The sequence below is a fragment of the Serratia sp. Ser99 genome, assembly GCF_024519545.1.
Classification (GTDB): domain Bacteria; phylum Pseudomonadota; class Gammaproteobacteria; order Enterobacterales; family Enterobacteriaceae; genus Serratia; species Serratia liquefaciens.
Map to the genome: position 1 here is coordinate 336,340 of NZ_JALJRT010000005.1, position 17,111 is coordinate 353,450.

The 17,111-nt window shown below is 58.3% G+C and carries 10 protein-coding genes; 3 read left to right on the forward strand and 7 right to left on the reverse strand.

Going from position 1 to position 17,111, the window contains the following annotated elements; translation table 11 throughout:
• Positions 1-14: 14 nt before the first annotated feature.
• Positions 15-4,862 (forward strand): hemagglutinin repeat-containing protein, encoded by a 4,848-nt coding sequence (locus tag NR114_RS13260; RefSeq protein WP_256814183.1) that lies wholly within the window; start codon positions 15-17, stop codon positions 4,860-4,862.
• 36 nt (positions 4,863-4,898) lie between these two features.
• On the opposite strand, the gene NR114_RS13265 is transcribed toward NR114_RS13260, so the two are convergent.
• The 6 genes from NR114_RS13265 to NR114_RS13290 all read right to left on the reverse strand — a co-directional run bounded on the left by NR114_RS13265 (position 4,899) and on the right by NR114_RS13290 (position 11,229).
• Positions 4,899-6,548: a Na/Pi cotransporter family protein gene (locus NR114_RS13265; RefSeq protein WP_048759971.1), complete on the reverse strand. Its 1,650-nt coding sequence runs from the start codon at positions 6,546-6,548 to the stop codon at positions 4,899-4,901.
• Positions 6,549-6,709: 161 nt separating this feature from the next.
• Positions 6,710-7,702, reverse strand: coding sequence for an ABC transporter ATP-binding protein (locus tag NR114_RS13270; protein ID WP_046372511.1), 993 nt, complete (start codon positions 7,700-7,702; stop codon positions 6,710-6,712).
• Between the two features lie 4 nt (positions 7,703-7,706).
• Positions 7,707-8,492 carry an ABC transporter permease gene (locus NR114_RS13275; protein WP_256814185.1) on the reverse strand — a complete coding sequence of 262 codons (786 nt, stop codon included), beginning with the start codon at positions 8,490-8,492 and terminating at the stop codon, positions 7,707-7,709.
• Between the two features lie 17 nt (positions 8,493-8,509).
• Positions 8,510-9,349, reverse strand: coding sequence for an ABC transporter permease subunit (locus NR114_RS13280; protein ID WP_256814186.1), 840 nt, complete (start codon positions 9,347-9,349; stop codon positions 8,510-8,512).
• A 9-nt stretch (positions 9,350-9,358) separates the two neighbouring features.
• Complete coding sequence (locus NR114_RS13285) at positions 9,359-10,156, reverse strand: alkaline phosphatase family protein (protein ID WP_256814187.1); 798 nt, start codon at positions 10,154-10,156, stop codon at positions 9,359-9,361.
• Positions 10,157-10,167: 11 nt separating this feature from the next.
• Positions 10,168-11,229 (reverse strand): ABC transporter substrate-binding protein, encoded by a 1,062-nt coding sequence (locus tag NR114_RS13290; RefSeq protein ID WP_020837196.1) that lies wholly within the window; start codon positions 11,227-11,229, stop codon positions 10,168-10,170.
• A 193-nt stretch (positions 11,230-11,422) separates the two neighbouring features.
• Between NR114_RS13290 and NR114_RS13295 the strand changes: the two genes are divergently transcribed.
• Positions 11,423-12,133 (forward strand): UTRA domain-containing protein, encoded by a 711-nt coding sequence (locus tag NR114_RS13295; RefSeq protein ID WP_020837197.1) that lies wholly within the window; start codon positions 11,423-11,425, stop codon positions 12,131-12,133.
• Between the two features lie 37 nt (positions 12,134-12,170).
• Here NR114_RS13295 and metH read toward each other — a convergent pair whose 3' ends face one another.
• Positions 12,171-15,851 (reverse strand): methionine synthase, encoded by a 3,681-nt coding sequence (gene metH, locus NR114_RS13300; RefSeq protein ID WP_256814188.1) that lies wholly within the window; start codon positions 15,849-15,851, stop codon positions 12,171-12,173.
• 363 nt (positions 15,852-16,214) lie between these two features.
• Here metH and iclR point away from each other — a divergent pair, with 363 nt between their 5' ends.
• Entirely contained in the window at positions 16,215-17,045 is an 831-nt protein-coding gene (gene iclR, locus NR114_RS13305) for a glyoxylate bypass operon transcriptional repressor IclR (RefSeq protein ID WP_020837199.1), read from the forward strand.
• Positions 17,046-17,111: the final 66 nt, after the last annotated feature.

Sequence of the window (17,111 nt, forward strand, 5' to 3'; positions counted from 1 at the left end):
ATGGAGATACATGGATGAAAAATAATAACTTCAGGCTCTCGGGAGCGGGCAAGTTAGCCGCTTCACTGGCGATCATTCTCGCCTCCCTCGGCAGCGCGTACGCCGGCGAGATCGTAGCGGCCAACGGCGCTAACGGGCCCGGTGTTTCAACTGCCGGTAACGGCGCACAGGTGGTCAATATCGTGACGCCTAACGACCACGGGCTGTCACATAACCAGTATCAGGATTTCAACGTCAACCAACCCGGCGCGGTGCTGAATAACTCGCTCGATGCCGGGCGGTCTCAGTTGGCCGGCCAACTGGCTGCCAACCCGAACCTGAACAACCAGGCGGCCAGCGTGATCCTCAATGAAGTGATCAGCCGCAACCCGTCGCTGTTGCACGGACAGCAAGAAATCTTCGGCATGGCGGCCGATTACGTGCTGGCTAACCCGAACGGCATCAGTTGCGACGGCTGCGGCTTTATCAATACCAGCCGCTCGTCGCTGGTGGTGGGTAACCCCCTGGTGGAAAACGGCATGCTGCAGGGCTACAGCACGTTGGGCAATCGCAACACCCTGAGCCTTGATGGCCGGCTGAACGCCAGTGGCGTGCTGGATTTGATCGCGCCGAGAATCAACAGCCGCGGCGAGGTCATCGTCGCACCGCTGTACGATAAAAAAAGCGATAAAATGATCTCGGCGATCAACGCCATCAGCGGCAACAACCGCGTATCGCGCGATGCACAGGTGCTCAGCAGCGAACAACCTGAGCTCACAGTCTGGGACCAGTTATTAGGCTCCACGGACAGCTACTATCTTGGCAGCATGCAGGCAGGGCGCATCAATATCATCCATACCGTCACCGGCAGCGGCGTAAAGCTGGCTGGCAAGCTGGATGGCAGTGATGAAATCCGGGTGAAAGCTTACAACATCCGCACCGACAGCCAGGTCAACGACAGCAGCAGCAACCGCAATAGCGGCGAGAATTACCAAAACTACCGCGGCGGGATCTACATCAACGACCGCAGCACCGGTCAGCAACTGGCCCGCACCGAACTAAAAGGCAAGAATATCAGCCTGGTGGCCGATAACAGCAACCACCTGACCGCCACCGACGTTCGTGGCGAAGAGGTCACGCTGCAAGGCGCCAGCCTGACGCTCGACGGTCGGCAACTGAAGCAGACTCAGGGCCATAACGATGAGCGGTGGTTCTACAGTTGGAAATACAACGTCACCCGTGAGAATGAGCAGCTTCAACAGGCCACCAGCAACATTGAGGCCACGAAAAATGTCACGCTGACCGCCACCGAGCAGGATGTGGCGCTGCGCGGCGCCAAGGTTTCGGCGGGCAATGCATTGAGCATCGACGCCAAGCGCGACGTGCAGCTCAGCGGATTGATCGAGCGAGAAAAAACCAGCGAACGCGGTAATCAACGCAACCATACCCCCAGCCTGCGTACCGGCAGTTGGAGCAACGGCAATGAAACCGAAAGCCTGAAGTCCAGCAGCGTCTTCTCCGGCGGTGATTTGGCGATAAAAGCCGGTAATCGCGTCGTAGGCCAGGGAACCAAAGTGTACGCGTCAGGCGACCTCAAGGTGGATGCCAACGACCAAATCAATATCGGCGTACAAAAAACCGCCAATGAGAAAACCGTTCGCGACAATAAAACCTCATGGGGCGGTATCGGCGGCGGCAACAACCAGGACAACAGCAACCGTCGCGAAGTCAGCAACGCTTCTCAGGTGACGGCCGACGGCACCCTGTGGCTGAACGGCAAACAGGGCGTGACCATTACCGGCAGCACCGTGAAGGGCGCCAAAGGCGGTTTTGTCGCCGCCACCGACGGCGGTCTGCGCATCGATAACGCCCTCAGCACCACGGTTGACAAGGTGGATGCCCGTACCGGCACCGTCTTCAATATCACCAGCAGCTCGCAAAAGTCCAATAACAGCCACCAACAGTCCACCGCCAGCGAATTGGTTTCCGATACCAACCTGCAGTTGGTCAGCAAAAAGGATACCGACGTGGTGGGCAGCAAGGTGGCCAGCACCGGTAAGCTGGAAGTCAATGCCGGCGGTAATATCAATGTCAGCAGCGGAGAACAGCAGCAGCACATTGATGAGCAAAAAACTGCCCTTGCCATCAACGGCTATGCCAACGAGAAAAGCGACAAGCAATACCGTGCCGGTATACGTATTGAGCATACCAGTGACAGCGAGAAAACCACCCGCAGCGAACAACAGTCATCAACGCTGAGCGGCGGCAGCGTCGCGCTGAAAGCAGACAAGGACGTGACCTTCAGCGGATCCAAACTGGTGACCACCCAAGGTGACGCCAGCATCAGCGGCGACAACGTGGCCTTCCTGGCAGCCGACAACAAGACCACCAGCGATACCGAAAAAACTAAAATCGGCGGCGGAGTCTACTACACCGGCGGCATAGATAAAGTTGGCTCCGGCATCGAAGGCGGTTACGAGAACAGCAAGACGCACTCACAAAGCAGCAAGGCGGTGACTTCCGGCAGCGATATCGCGGGCAATCTGACGATTAATGCCAAAGACAAACTGACCCAGCAAGGTGCGCAGCACCAGGTTGGCGGCAAATATCAGGAGAATGCCAACAGCGTTGATCACCTGGCCGCCGTCAACAGCGAAAGCAGCAACACCACTAAAACCGACGTCGGCGTAGACATCGGTGCCAACGTCGATTACAGCGCCGTCACCCGCCCGGTAGAGCGTGCGGTAGGGAAAGTCGCCAAGCTGGACGCCAACGGCGTGATTAACGAGATCGGCGGCATCGGCGCACCGAATATCGGGCTGGATATTGGCGCCAATGGCGGCAGCAGCGAAAAGAGCAATAGCAGCTCCCAAGCCGTAGTCAGCAAGATTACCGCCGGATCCATCGACGTAAAAGCCAGCGGGAAATTGCAGGATACTGGAACACAGTATCAGGCGACTCAAGGGAGCGTAGCGCTGACAGCCGATAGCCACCACAGTGAAGCGGCGAAAAATAGCCAGCAGGAAAGCAGCAGCGAAACCCGCGGCGGCGCCAGCGTGCGCGTTTATACCACCACCGGCAGCGATCTGACCGTCGATGCCAAAGGCGAAGGCGGCAATAAGCACAGCGAAAGCACCGGCAGCCAGGCCGTGACCGGTAGCATCACCGCCGCCAATGGCATCGACATCAAGGTCAAGCAAGACGCGGTGTATCAGGGTACTTCGTTGGAGGCCGGCGACGGCAAGGCGAAGGTAAAAGCGGAAGACGGCAACATCCGTTTCGACCAGGCCACCGATACCAGCCATGAAAGCCACAACGGCTTCAATGTCAAAGTGTCGGCCAAAGGCGGTACCACACCGGAAACCAAAAGCTTCGGCCTTGGGCTGGGTGGCGGCTACAGCAACGGGAAGAGTGACGGCAGCAGCGCGCAAGTCAGCAACATCGGCGGCAAACAGGGCGTAGAACTGGATGCCGGCCGTGGGCTGACGCTGCAAGGCAGTAATGTCACCAGCCAGGGCGACGTTTCGCTGAAAGCAGGAGACAAGGTCGCGCTACAGGCAGCCCAATCGCAGCAGACCCGCAAGGACGATACGCTCTCCGGCAATATCGATATCGGCGGCAACAGCACCGATAACGACAAAAAGAGCGCGGGCGGCCTTTCTCTCGGCGGCGCGTTTGACATTGCCAAGGTAGATGAGACCTCGACGACCCAGCAAGGTGGCAAAATCACCAGCGGCGGCGCAGTGACCATTACCGCCAAAGGCAACGACGCGCATGCCCTGCATCTGCAGGGAACCGAGGTCAAGGGCAGCAGCGTTGGCCTGAACGCCGAGAACGGCGGCGTGGTGCTGGATTCGGTACAAAACCAGGAGCAGAAAAACAACTGGAACCTGGGGCTGAAGGCTAACGCCAAAGGCGGCCAATCCTTCAATAAGGACGCCAACGGTAAGGTGGATACCACCAGCGGCAGCGACACCCATACCCTGGGCGCCGGTGTGAAAGTCGGTGTGGATAACCTGCAAAAAACCACTCAGGGCAACAGCCTGATTAGCGCAGGAGAAGTCACGATCAACAGTGGTAAAGACACCCAGTTGGCCGGCGCCCGAATCGATGCCGACAGCGTGCAAGGCAACATCGGTGGCGATCTGCGCGTCGAAAGTCGCAAAGACAGCGAAAGCAGCGTGAAGGTCGATGTGGATGTCGGTCTGAGCCACACCAACGACCCGGCCAGCAGCATAACCAGCAAACTGTCGAAAGTGGGTACCCCGCACTACGCGGGTAAGGTGAAGGAGAAGCTGGAGGGCGGCATCAACAAGGTCGCTGACGCCACCACCGACAAGTACAACAGCGTAGCTCGTCGCCTCGATCCGAAGCAGGACACCACCGGCGCGGTCAGCTTCAGCAAGGCCGAAGGTAAGGTCACCCTGCCGGAAACGCTTGCCGGCGAAAAAGAAAAGGGGCCACTGTGGGATCGCGGCGCTCGCTTCCTGGGCAACAAATCCAAAGAGAGCCTGACCGGTCCTGCCGGGCTGCAAGGTCAGTTCAAGGTCAAGGCCGACGTAGTCAATAACGATGCAGTAGGCGTGCAGTCGGCCATCAATGGGAAAAATGACGTTGCGCTCAACGTTCAGGGCACCACTCGTCTCACTGGCGGCGAGATCCGCAGCCAGCAAGGTGAAGTGACGCTGGGTAACGGTAAACTGGAACAGCAGGACGTGGCCGGCAACCGCTATCAGGGTGGTGGTCATCTTGATGCCGCTGCCTCGGCAGGCGCACTGCTGGGCATCGCCGGTAAAAGCGTGGTGAACCTGGAGACACCGGTCGGCGGTTATATCAATAACCAGGCCGCCGATGCCAAAGCGGGGGTCTTTTCGGGTAAATAACTGAGGTACTGCCCCCGGCCACGCCGGGGGCATGACTTACAGCGTGCTGGGCGTATCCTCCCACTCACGCTCATCATCCTTTTCATCTTGATCCAGCACGTTATATGCCACCGCACAGAACAGTGAGTTCAGGCGTTTCATATCCCCCAACAGCCCCAGGTGCAGCGAGCTGGTTTCAATACTTTGAACGTTCTGCTGATGCAAGCGATCAACGTGCGCATGGGCGTAACGACGATCCAAAATCCGGAACCGATGCTTGGAGCGCCGCAGCCGTTTGGCGCTGGTAAGGTCACCGGACAAGAACACCGACAGTCCCAGACGCAGATTGCCTATCAGCCGCTCATGCAACGCATCCAGTTCGGCCAGCCCTTCGGTGGAGAATGCTCGCCGCGCCGCGTGTGATTTCGCCCCCACGTCCCCGGCCATGCGCTCGATAATGTCACCCGCCTGTTCCAGATTCAGCGCCATCTCGATGATTTCCGCCCAGCGCCGAGAGTCTTCCTCGCCTAAATCCTCTTTCTGGATCTGCGCCAGATACAGCTTGATGGCGGTATAAAGCACGTCGACGTCATCATCCAGCCGGCGAACCTCTTTATCCTGCCCCTGCTTACCGTGCAGCACTTCGCGCTGCAGAATCATCATGTGCTCCACCACGTCGCCCATACGTAGGGTTTCACGTGCCGCGTTGGCCAATGCCAGCGTCGGGGTATCCAGTGCACTGGCATCAAGGTGCCGCGGTCGCAATCGGGGATCGTCCGCCGCCACGTCGGCAATCAGCGTTTCACACAGGCGCGCCATCGGCCCGGCCAACGGGATCAGCACCAGGCAACGGATCAGGTTGTAGAACACGTGGAAGTAGATAACCAACTCTTCGTTGCCGCCAGGCAACCGAGTCATCACCTCCGCCAGATAAGAGACAAACGGCAGCACCAGCACACAACCCATCAGCTTGAACAACAGGCTGCCGAGCGCCACCCGACGACCGGCGGCATTCTGGCCGCTGGTGTTGATCATCGCCAACAGACCGCTGCCAAGATTGGCACCGATCACCAGGCACAGCGCCACCTTCAGCGAGATCACCCCGGAGGCGGTCAGAGTGGCAGTCAACAGTACGGCCGCCAGGCTGGAATAGCTGACAATGGCGAACAGCGCACCGGTCAGGGCATCCAGCATCACATCACCGGTCAGTGACGAGAACAACACTTTCACACCCGCCGCCTGGGTGATTGGCGTCGCGGCGGCAACAATCAGCTCCAGCGCCAGTACGATCAGCCCGAGGCCGATACACACGCGCCCCATTTGCCCTACACGGGTTTGCTTGCGGCTGAGAAACAGGAAGACGCCGACCAGGATCAGCAGCGGTGACAGCCAGGAGAGGTCGAAGGTCAGTATTCGCGCCATCAGCGCGGTACCGACATCGGCGCCGAGCATGATCACCAGTGCGGGCGTCAGTCCCACCAGCCCTTGCGCGACGAAAGAGGTCACCAGCAACGCCGTGGCGTTACTGCTTTGCACCAGCGCGGTCACGCCGATACCAGAGACGAACGCCAGCGGTTTTTTCTCTACGCTGTCGCTCAATACCCGGCGCAAATTAGCGCCGTAAACCCGCATAATTCCGGTGCGCACGATGTGGGTACCCCACACCAAAAGGGCAACGGAAGAAAGCAGGTGAAGAAGGGTCAACACGGAAGGAACGCTCCCTTCACGCCCGGCAAGACACAGCAGGCTATCCTGCCTGCCAGGCGTGCATAAAGGCAGGACAGCGGCAACAGGCTGCAGACCGCTATTGGAGGGTTAACGCAACGGCAGGAATTACCCTGGAGTTATCATTGAATGCCGCAGCGATGTCATGCAACTTCCCGTAATGTAACAGTTTCTAAGTGTAGTCCAATTTCACTGCCGTCGGGCCGCAAATCTTCGACCGAACGGTTGAGCACGTCGACCAGCAGCTCCACACCGCGGGCCCGTACCCGATAGCGCACCACGTTGCCCAACAGGCTGTGGTTAAGGATCACCGCGGCAATCCCCTGCCCGGCAGGCACCAGGGTAATGGACTCTGGTCGAACAGCTACCTTACCGTGGTAAGGGCTGCCGGTCAAAGTCGTCGCCTGTTCCGCACTCAACAGGTTGTAGTTGCCGATGAACCCGGCGGCGAAGACGTCGGCCGGCTGGGTATACAGAGTTTCCGCGTCACCGCTTTGTACGATTTGTCCTTTGTTCATCAAGACAATGCGATCCGACAGCGTCAGCGCCTCTTCCTGATCGTGGGTAACGAAGATAGCCGTCAGGTTCAGTTCACGCTGGATCCGACGGATCTGTTCGCGCAGATGCTTACGGATGCGCGCGTCCAGTGCCGAAAGGGGCTCGTCGAGCAACAGCAGCCGCGGACGGGTCACCAGCGAACGTGCCAGCGCCACCCGTTGGCACTGTCCACCGGACAGCTGATGCGGATAGCGTTTCGCCAGCTCAGTCAGCTCCACCAACGCCAGCACCTCTTGCACCCGCTGCTGGATCTGACCGGCCGCCAGCTTTTGCATTTTCAGCCCGAACGCGACGTTGCCCTCAACGGTCATGTTCGGGAATAACGCATAGCTCTGGAACACCATGCCGATACCGCGCTTTTGCGGGGGGAGCGGTACCAGATCCTGGCCCTGCAGCAGGATCTGTCCGCTGTCGACCGGGGTCAGCCCCGCCAGACAGCGCAGCAACGTCGATTTACCGCAGCCGCTCGGCCCGAGCAGCGTGACAAACTCGCCCTCCTCGGCGGTGAAGTCGATATCCTGAAACACCTGGGTCTGGCCATAGTGTTTATTGAGGCGGGTGACATTGAGGTAAGCCATGCGGTTAGCCCTTATTTTTATTCAGCAAATTCGCCAACCAGGTGACAATCAGCACCACGGCGAAATAAGAAATGACCAGTGCGCTGGTGAAATGGCCGCTGCCGTTACGCATGTTGTAGAGGTAAACCTGCAGCGTTTCGTATTGGCTGCCCACCAGCAGGTTGGCGAAGACGAATTCGCCAATCAGGAAAGAGAACGACAGCAGTACCGCAATCATCCCGCCCTTACGCAGGTTCGGCAGCACCACCAGCAGCGCCGCCTGCCAGGTACTGGCGCCCAGCAGATGTGCGGCGTCCATCAGATCGCGCAGGTTGATCGCCTGCAGGTTGTTGCTGATGGCACGGTAAATAAACGGCAGCGTAATGGAAAAATAGCAGCCGATCAGGATCCACGGCGTGCCCAGCAGCGGCAGCGGATCGGCGGCGAACAGCTGCATCAACCCGACCGCCGACACTACCGGCGGCACGGCAAATGGCAGCAGGATCAGCACGTTCATTACCGCATCCAGTTTGGGAAAATAGTAAGCAATCACAAACATCGTTGGCAAAATCACCACCACCGCCAGCACCAGGGTGCCAAAGCAGATCAGCAGCGAGTGCCACAGCGCCAGCAGGAAGCGGGGATCGCTCCATAGGGTCACCAACCATTTCAGGGTAAAGCCGTCCGGCAGAATAGTCGCGCCCCACTGGGTGGCCAGCGCATAAATCAGCGTCGCCGCCAGCGGCAACAACAGGATCAGCAACAACAGCCCGCTTACTACGCGGTGATAGCCGGTTTCAAAGCGCGACATGGCCGCCCTCCGCAACATTATGAGCGCGCATTGAGGTAGCTCCTGCGCAACAGCCATTGATGGATCAGAGTAATAAACGCCATCATCACCACCAGCAGCATGGCCAGCGCGCTGGCCAGGTTAGGGTCGAGGGAGATATCCCCCGCGACCAGCGCCGATATGCGGATCGGTATCACGTTGAAATTGCCGGTGGTCAACGCATACACCGTGGCATAAGCCCCCAGTGCGTTGGCCAGCAGGATGACAAAGGTGCCCATCAACGCCGGCGCCAGCACCGGCAAGCCAATATGCCGCCAGTAGCGCCACGGACTGGCGCCAAGCAGCGATGCCGATTCGCGCCAGTCCTCGCGCAGCGCGTCAAACGCCGGGTACAGCAGCAGCACGCCCAGCGGGATCTGGAAGTAGGTATAAAGTATGATCAGTCCGGTTTTGGAATACAGGTTGAAGCTTTCCATCAGGCCATATTTGCGCAGCAGCAGCGTCAGGCAGCCGTTCAATCCCAGCAGAATGACAAAGGCAAACGCCAAGGGGACCCCGGCGAAATTGCTGGTCATGTTGGTAAACGACATCACAAAATCATGAAACCGCGTCTGACCGAGTCGGCGCAGTGAGTAACTGCCTACTAACGCAATCAGCAGCCCATAAACGCTCGACCAAAGAGAGATCTCCAGCGAGAACTGAAACGCCTGCAAATAGAACGGCGAGGTCAGTACGTCAACATAGTTGCCCAGCCCCCAGCCGCTGGTCTGGCTGAAAAAGCTGCTGACGGCAATCCACACCAGCGGCGCAATTTGAAACGCGCCGAACAGCAGGATAAACGGCAGCAGGCACAGCGCGGCAATCCACTTAGCTTTCATGGCTCACCCTTAGGCCAACAGCGCACGGCAACGCGGCTTGTCGTGCGGTATCTGCAGCACTTCGCACAGGGTGCCACACAGGTCGGTTTGCTGCGGATTAGCGTCGCTCTGGCTGAAGGCGTCACCGAAGACAAACAGCGGCACCTGTCGCTCTTCCGGCAACACGCCGCCGTGGCTGCGATCGTCATTCATGCCGTGATCGGCGGTAACCATGACCTGATAACCCGCATTCAGCCAGTCGGCCAAATAGCGCGACAGTACGCCGTCGGCGTTGCGCGCCGCATTGCGGTACTGCGGCGATGACAGGCCAAAGCGGTGCCCGGTGTCGTCAATGTTCATCGGGTGGATCAGTAAGAAATCGGGTTGATGACGGCGGCGCAAGCTTTCCGCATCGTCAAACAGGTGAGAATCCGGGTAACGGTCGTCGTAATAAAAATGGCCGTGCTGGATCGGCAGCTCGGCATCGTCGGTATGGCGATCGCGCGCGGCGTCGAACGGGGTACGATTGTACAGCTCACTGAACCAGTGATAGGCCGCTGCCGCGGTAGTCAAGCCCGCGGCACGAGCGTAGTGAAACACGCTTTGCTGATGCGAGAGGCGTGACACCTGATTATGCACCACGCCACTCTCCACCGGCGGCACACCGGTGAGGATGCATTCGTACAGCGGTCTGGAGAGCGAGGGCAACTCGCTCTCCAACTGATACAACCGTCCGCGCCCTGCCACACATTCGGCCTGCAGATAGCCCATGGCGTCGTGTGCCACCTGATAGTTCAGACCGTCCAGCAGCACGAGGATAGTTTTCATGATGGTTTAACTCACTGCTGCATAAACATAATGACGTTTTCCTGCCACTGGCGCGGCAGCGTTTTGGCACTTTGCTCCCAGGCCGCCGGATCGGCGATCGGGTGAGCATTCTTATACTGTTCAGCCGGCAGCAGCTTGGCTTTGACATCGTCTGGCAACGTCAGGTGTTCCGCTCGGATTGGACGCGCATAGCCGCGCGCCAGGTTGATTTGGCCTGCGTCTGAGAAGATGTATTCGCGTGCCAGCTTGGCGGCATTCGGGTGTTTGGCGTATTTGTTGATAATGGTGGTGTAACCGGAAGTGATAGATCCGTCAGAGGGGATCAGCACTTCAAAGCGGGTTTTGTCGATCTGATCGCGGTAGTTCAAACCGTTAAAGTCCCAAACCACCCCCACCTGCACTTCGCCCTTTTCAAGCGAAGCGATCACCGGGTTGCTCAGGCTCAGGCGCCCGGCCTTGGCCAGCTTGCCGAAGAATTCCAGACCCGGCTTCAGGTTCTTTTCGTTCCCGCCCATCGCGTAGGTTGCCGCCAGCACGCCGCTGGCCGCCTGCGAAGCGGTGCCGACGTCACCAATAGTGACCTGATAAGTGCCCTTCAACAGATCTGCCCAGCTGTGAGGGATCTCTTTCACCTGTTTTTTATTGATAATGAAGGCAATGGTGCCGGTATAGGCCAGTGCCCAGTGGCCGTCCTTGTCTTTGGCCCAGTCAGGTACCTGTTCCCAGGTGGAAGGTTTATACGGCTGGGTCACCCCTTTTTGTACCGCGATAGGGCCGAATGCCGCGCCCACGTCCCCAATATCCGCCGTAGCATTGCTCTTTTCTGCATCAAACTTGGCAATTTCCTGCGCCGAGCTCATGTCGGTATCGACATGCTTCAGGCCGTACTTGCTCAGCAGATCCTGCCAGGTATCTTTCCAGTTAGCCCAGCTGTCCGGCATGCCGACGCTGTTGACTTCCCCTTCCTTCTTGGCAGCCTGTTCCAGCGCCGCCAGATCGGAATCGGCTGCCCAGCTCATTTGACTGGTCAGGACAATGGCACTGGTTAACACAGAAGCGCACAAACGTTTCATAACTGATGCTCCGGGTGGTAGTGTGGGAGTGGCTGGACTAGTCCAGCAAGAACCAAGCCAATCTAACGGACGAATGTGATAATTATATGTCAGTCTAAAAAAGCAGCGGTTTTATCGCATTTGGCGTGTTCGTCAGCCCTTCGCTGGTCTACCTTTAGCGGGGATAAACGCACTAAAATGGGGCATCTGTTGCATGAGTGAAGTATCGACAACCGTGGCGGCCATCTGCCAGACGCTGAACGCCCGGATCGCCCTGGGGGAGTTCAGCGCCGACGGCAAATTGCCTTCGGAACGTGCTCTGAGCGAACAGTTTTCCACCACCCGTATTACGCTGCAGGAAGCGCTCGGTCAGTTGGAGGCGCAGGGTGTGATCTACCGTCAGGTGAGGCGCGGCTGGTTTATCTCGCCGCCGCGGCTGATTTACAACCCTCTGCAGCGCAGCCACTTCCACGCCATGGCGCAACAGCAAGGGCGTGATGCCCATACCGAAGTGATCGACAGCGCCACCGTGCCGCTGCGCGAAGATCTGAGCCAAAAACTGGCTTTACCGTCCGGTAGCGAGGTCTATCGCATTCGTCGGTTGCGCTACATCGATGGCCGCGCGGTGCTGTATTGCGAGCACTACCTCAACCCGGCCTACTTTGCCGGCATTCTGGAGGCAGATTTAACCCAGTCGCTGACCGGGCTGTATGCCGAACGCTACGGTATTCGCTACGGGCGGGTACGTTTCGATATGCTGCCAACCCTGCTGTCGCAGGAAGCGGCAGCCATGCTGAAGGTCACCTACGGCAGCCCGGCGTTATTTATTACCCGGGTTAACCGCGATCAGCACGATCGGGTGATTGACTGCGATTTGGAATACTGGCGATACGACGCGCTGCACATTGACGTCGAAGCGTTGTAATGACATGGGCGCATTGCTGCGCCCATCTAGGAGAGGATCAGTCGGCGTCGTAACCAAGGTTAGGCGCTAACCAGCGTTCAACCTCGCCGACGCTCATGCCTTTGCGCGCCGCATAATCTTCAACCTGATCGCGCTGGATCTGCGCCACCGCGAAATATTTGCTTTGCGGGTGGCTGAAGTACCAACCGGATACCGCCGCCCCCGGCCACATGGCGAAGGACTCAGTCAATTCCATGCCGGTATGACGGTTAACGTCCAGCAGTCGCCAGATCTCCGCTTTCTCGGTGTGCTCCGGACAGGCCGGATACCCCGGCGCCGGACGAATGCCCTGGTAATTTTCGCGGATCAGCTCTTCGTTACTCAGGTTCTCGTCGCTGGCAAAGCCCCAGTGCACCTTGCGCACCTGTTCATGCAGGTACTCGGCGAAAGCCTCCGCCAAACGGTCGGACAGCGCCTTCACCATGATTTTATTGTAATCATCGTGCTGCGCGTCATAGGCCGCCGCCAGTTCATCCTCTTCCAACCCACCGGTCACTGCGAAAGCCCCGAAGTAGTCGGCCTTGCCGCTGCTTTTCGGCGCGACGAAGTCGGCCAGGCAGTAGTTCGGGAAGTCGGTTTTTTCGGTCTGCTGGCGCAGATGGCGACTGACCACCAGCACCTCATCGCGATTTTCGTCGCGATAAACTTCGACATCGTCACCGACCCGGTTAGCCGGGAACAGGCCATAAACGCCGCGCGGGTTGAGGCTGCCGTTAGCGGCCAGCATATCCAGCATCTGGTTGGCGTCCGCAAACAGCCGCTTAGCTTCTTCCCCCACCACTTCATCTTCCAGAATGCGCGGGTATTTGCCCGCCAGCGACCAGGTCATAAAGAACGGCGTCCAGTCGATGTAATGCCGCAGCGTCTCGATACTGGCTTCGACCGGGTAAACGCCCAGTTGCTTCGGTACCGGTGGCTGATAATTTTCCCAGTCCAGCACCATGGCATTCGCGCGCGCTTTCTGCAGGTCAACCGGCGGAGTTCGCGGTTTCTTGCGTGCGTGCTGAATGCGGACGGTTTCGTATTCTTTACGGGTTCGCGCCACAAAATCGTCGCGCTGAGCGTCGGAAAGCAATGCCGACACCACGCCCACGGTACGCGAGGCATTTTGTACGTAGGTGGTTGAGCCGCTGTAATTCTGCTCAATCTTCACCGCAGTATGGGCCTTGGAGGTGGTAGCGCCGCCGATCAGCAGCGGCAGGGTAAAGCCCTGACGCTCCATCTCTTTCGCCACGTTGACCATCTCGTCCAACGACGGGGTGATCAGTCCGGACAGGCCGATAATATCCACATTTTGCTCGCGCGCAGTTTTCAGGATTTTCTCCGTCGGCACCATCACGCCCAGATCGACAATTTCATAGTTGTTGCACTGCAGCACCACGCCAACGATATTCTTGCCAATGTCGTGCACGTCGCCCTTCACCGTCGCCAGCAGGATTTTGCCTGCCGTTGAGCCCTTTTGCTTGCTGGCCTCAATGTACGGCTCCAGATAGGCCACCGCCTGTTTCATCACGCGGGCGGATTTCACCACCTGCGGCAGGAACATCTTACCTTCGCCGAACAGATCGCCGACGACGTTCATGCCCGCCATCAGTGGCCCTTCGATCACTTCGATCGGGCGATCCGCCCTCTGTCGAGCCTCTTCGGTATCGAGCTCGATAAACTCGGTGATGCCTTTTACCAGCGAGTATTCCAGCCGTTTTTCGACCGGCCAGCCGCGCCATTCCGCCTGCTGCACCGCCACTTCGTTGTCTTTGCTGCCGCGGTATTTCTCCGCCAGTTCCAGCAGCCGTTCGGTCCCGTCGTCACGACGGTTGAGGATCACGTCTTCCACCGCATCGCGCAGCTCAGCCGTCAGATCGTCGTAGATCGCCAACTGCCCGGCGTTAACGATCCCCATGTCCATGCCGTTGCGGATCGCGTGATACAGGAACACCGCGTGGATCGCTTCGCGTACAGGATCGTTGCCGCGGAATGAAAACGACACGTTGGACACGCCGCCGGAAATCATCGCGTGCGGCAGGTGAGTTTTGATGTCGGCGCAGGCTTCGATAAAGTCGACGGCGTAGTTGTTATGCTCTTCAATACCGGTAGCAACGGCGAAAATATTCGGGTCGAAAATAATGTCTTCCGGCGGGAAGCCGACGCGCTCGGTCAGAATTTTATAGGCACGGCGGCAAATCTCGAATTTGCGCTCGCGCGTATCGGCCTGGCCCACTTCGTCAAACGCCATCACCACCACCGCGGCACCGTAACGACGCACCAGCTTGGCGTGATGAATAAAGGCCTCTTCGCCCTCTTTCATCGAGATGGAGTTAACGATGCCTTTGCCCTGAATGCACTTCAGGCCTTTTTCGATCACCGACCATTTGGAGGAGTCGATCATGATCGGCACCCGGGCGATATCCGGCTCACCGGCGATCAGGTTGAGAAAACGCACCATCGCCGCTTCCGCGTCGAGCATCCCCTCATCCATGTTGATGTCGATAATCTGGGCGCCGCTTTCCACCTGCTGGCGAGCAACCGCCAACGCTTCGCTGTATTTCTCTTCTTTGATCAGCCGCTTAAAGCGTGCCGAGCCGGTCACGTTGGTACGCTCACCCACGTTGACGAACAACGTTTTGGCATCGATGTTTAGCGGCTCCAGCCCCGCCAGACGGCAGGCCACCGGGATCGCCGGCAATTGGCGCGGTGGCACGCCCGCCACGGCCTTGGCCATGGCAGCAATGTGCTCCGGCGTGGTACCGCAGCAGCCACCGATGATATTCAGGAAGCCGGCTTGCGCCCACTCCCCAACCTGCCTCGCCATCTCTTGCGCATCCAGATCGTATTCACCGAACGCATTAGGTAAACCGGCATTGGGGTGTGCAGTGACGTAGCTTTCCGATATACGCGACAGTTCGGCAACGTATTGACGCAGTTCATCCGGCCCCAGCGCACAGTTCAGGCCAAAGCTCAGCGGTTTGACGTGGCGCATCGAGTTATAGAAGGCTTCGGTGGTTTGACCGGACAGGGTTCGGCCGGAAGCATCGGTGATGGTGCCGGAAATCATGATCGGCAGCGAAACGCCCAAGGCTTCGAATTCGGTTTCCACCGCGAAGGCGGCGGCCTTGGCGTTCAGGGTATCGAAGATGGTTTCGATCATGATCAGATCGACACCGCCCTCCACCAGCGCACGCGTCGACTCGCGGTAGGCTTCCACCAGTTCGTCGAAAGAAACGTTACGAAAAGCCGGATCGTTGACGTTCGGCGAAATAGAGGCGGTGCGGTTGGTCGGCCCCAGCACCCCGGCCACGTAGCGCGGCTGCTCTGGGGTACGCGCAGTCCATTCGTCTGCGCAGGCACGTGCCAGGCAGGCGGCCTGATAGTTAATCTCGGCGGACAGCGACTCCATATGGTAGTCGGCCATGGCGATGGAGGTGGAGTTGAAGGTATTGGTTTCGAGGATGTCGGCTCCCGCTTCCAGATAGCCGTAGTGAATGGCGGTAATGACCTCGGGCTTGGTCAGCACCAGCAGGTCGTTATTGCCTTTCAGATCGCTTTGCCAGCCGGCAAAACGCTCACCGCGAAAGTCGCTCTCTTCCAGACGGTAGCTTTGGATCATGGTGCCCATGCCGCCGTCCAACACTAAAATTCGCTGCGCTAACTGCCGGCGCAGTTGTTCTACTCGATTCACCACCCCTTATCCCCTTTATCTTTCAAGCCACTGCTATATTGACCCCTATGTAAAATTATCGGGTCACTATGTCACCATCACCCATACCCTAGGGATTTCAAGTTGCGGCTAGGCGCCCAGCCTGTTCATCCTCAGGAGCTTACTAAGGTAAGTGACTGGGGTGAACACGTGCAGGCAACAACGCTGCGGCTTGAAAGACGACGGGTATCGGTCATCCTAGCACAGGTTGTGCCGCTAAAGGGGCGAGCGGTTATTGAGAGTTTTTCAGGTTGTCTGGCAACACATCCGATGAGCTGATTGACGGCTTGCATTTCACACGTAAAAAACGAAAATGAATTCCATCATACGGAAAAAGGAATGTGAATCATGGTCACCCCCGTTCCCGCCAAACGTGGCAAGAAGCCCCGCGCTGCATCTCCAAGCGCCAGTGCGGCAACCGGTCAGGTACAGTCGCTGACCCGTGGCCTGAAATTATTGGAATACATTGCCGAAGCCCAGGGCAACGTGGCGCTGACCGACCTGGCCCAACAGGCGGGGTTACCGAACTCCACCACTCACCGTCTGCTTTCCACCATGCAACAGCAAGGGTTCGTGCGTCAGGTCGGCGATCTGGGTCTGTGGACTATAGGTTCACACGCCTTTGTGGTGGGCAGCAGTTTTCTGCAAAGCCGTAATCTGCTGGCGATGGTGCACCCCACGCTGCGTCGCCTGATGGAAGAGTCTGGCGAAACGGTTAACCTGGCGGTGCTGGATACCAGCGAGTACCAGGCGATAATTATCGACCAGGTGCAATGCACCGCGCTGATGCGCATGTCTGCGCCCATCGGCGGCAAACTGCCGATGCACGCCTCCGGTGCCGGCAAAGCCTTTCTGTCCACCCTGCCGGACGATCAGGTCACCAAATTGCTGCATAAAAAGGGCATGCAAACCTATACCCAGCATACGCTGACGCCGCACAACCTGAAGGAAGGGCTGGCGCAGATCCGCAAGCAGGGTTTCTCGTTTGACGATGAAGAGCATGCATTGGGTCTGCGCTGCGTGGCGGCCTGCATTTTTGACGAGCACCGCGAAGCCTTCGCTGCCATTTCGATTTCCGGCCCCGTATCGCGCATCACCGACAACCGCGTGATTGAGCTGGGCGCCTTGGTGATCCATGCCGCAAAAGAGATCAGCCTGGAATACGGTGGCGTACGTTAAATTTGTTGTTGGGGTGCCCCCGTGGCGCCTCGCTCCCCTTCTGTTGTCAGTATGTGAAACGCTGTA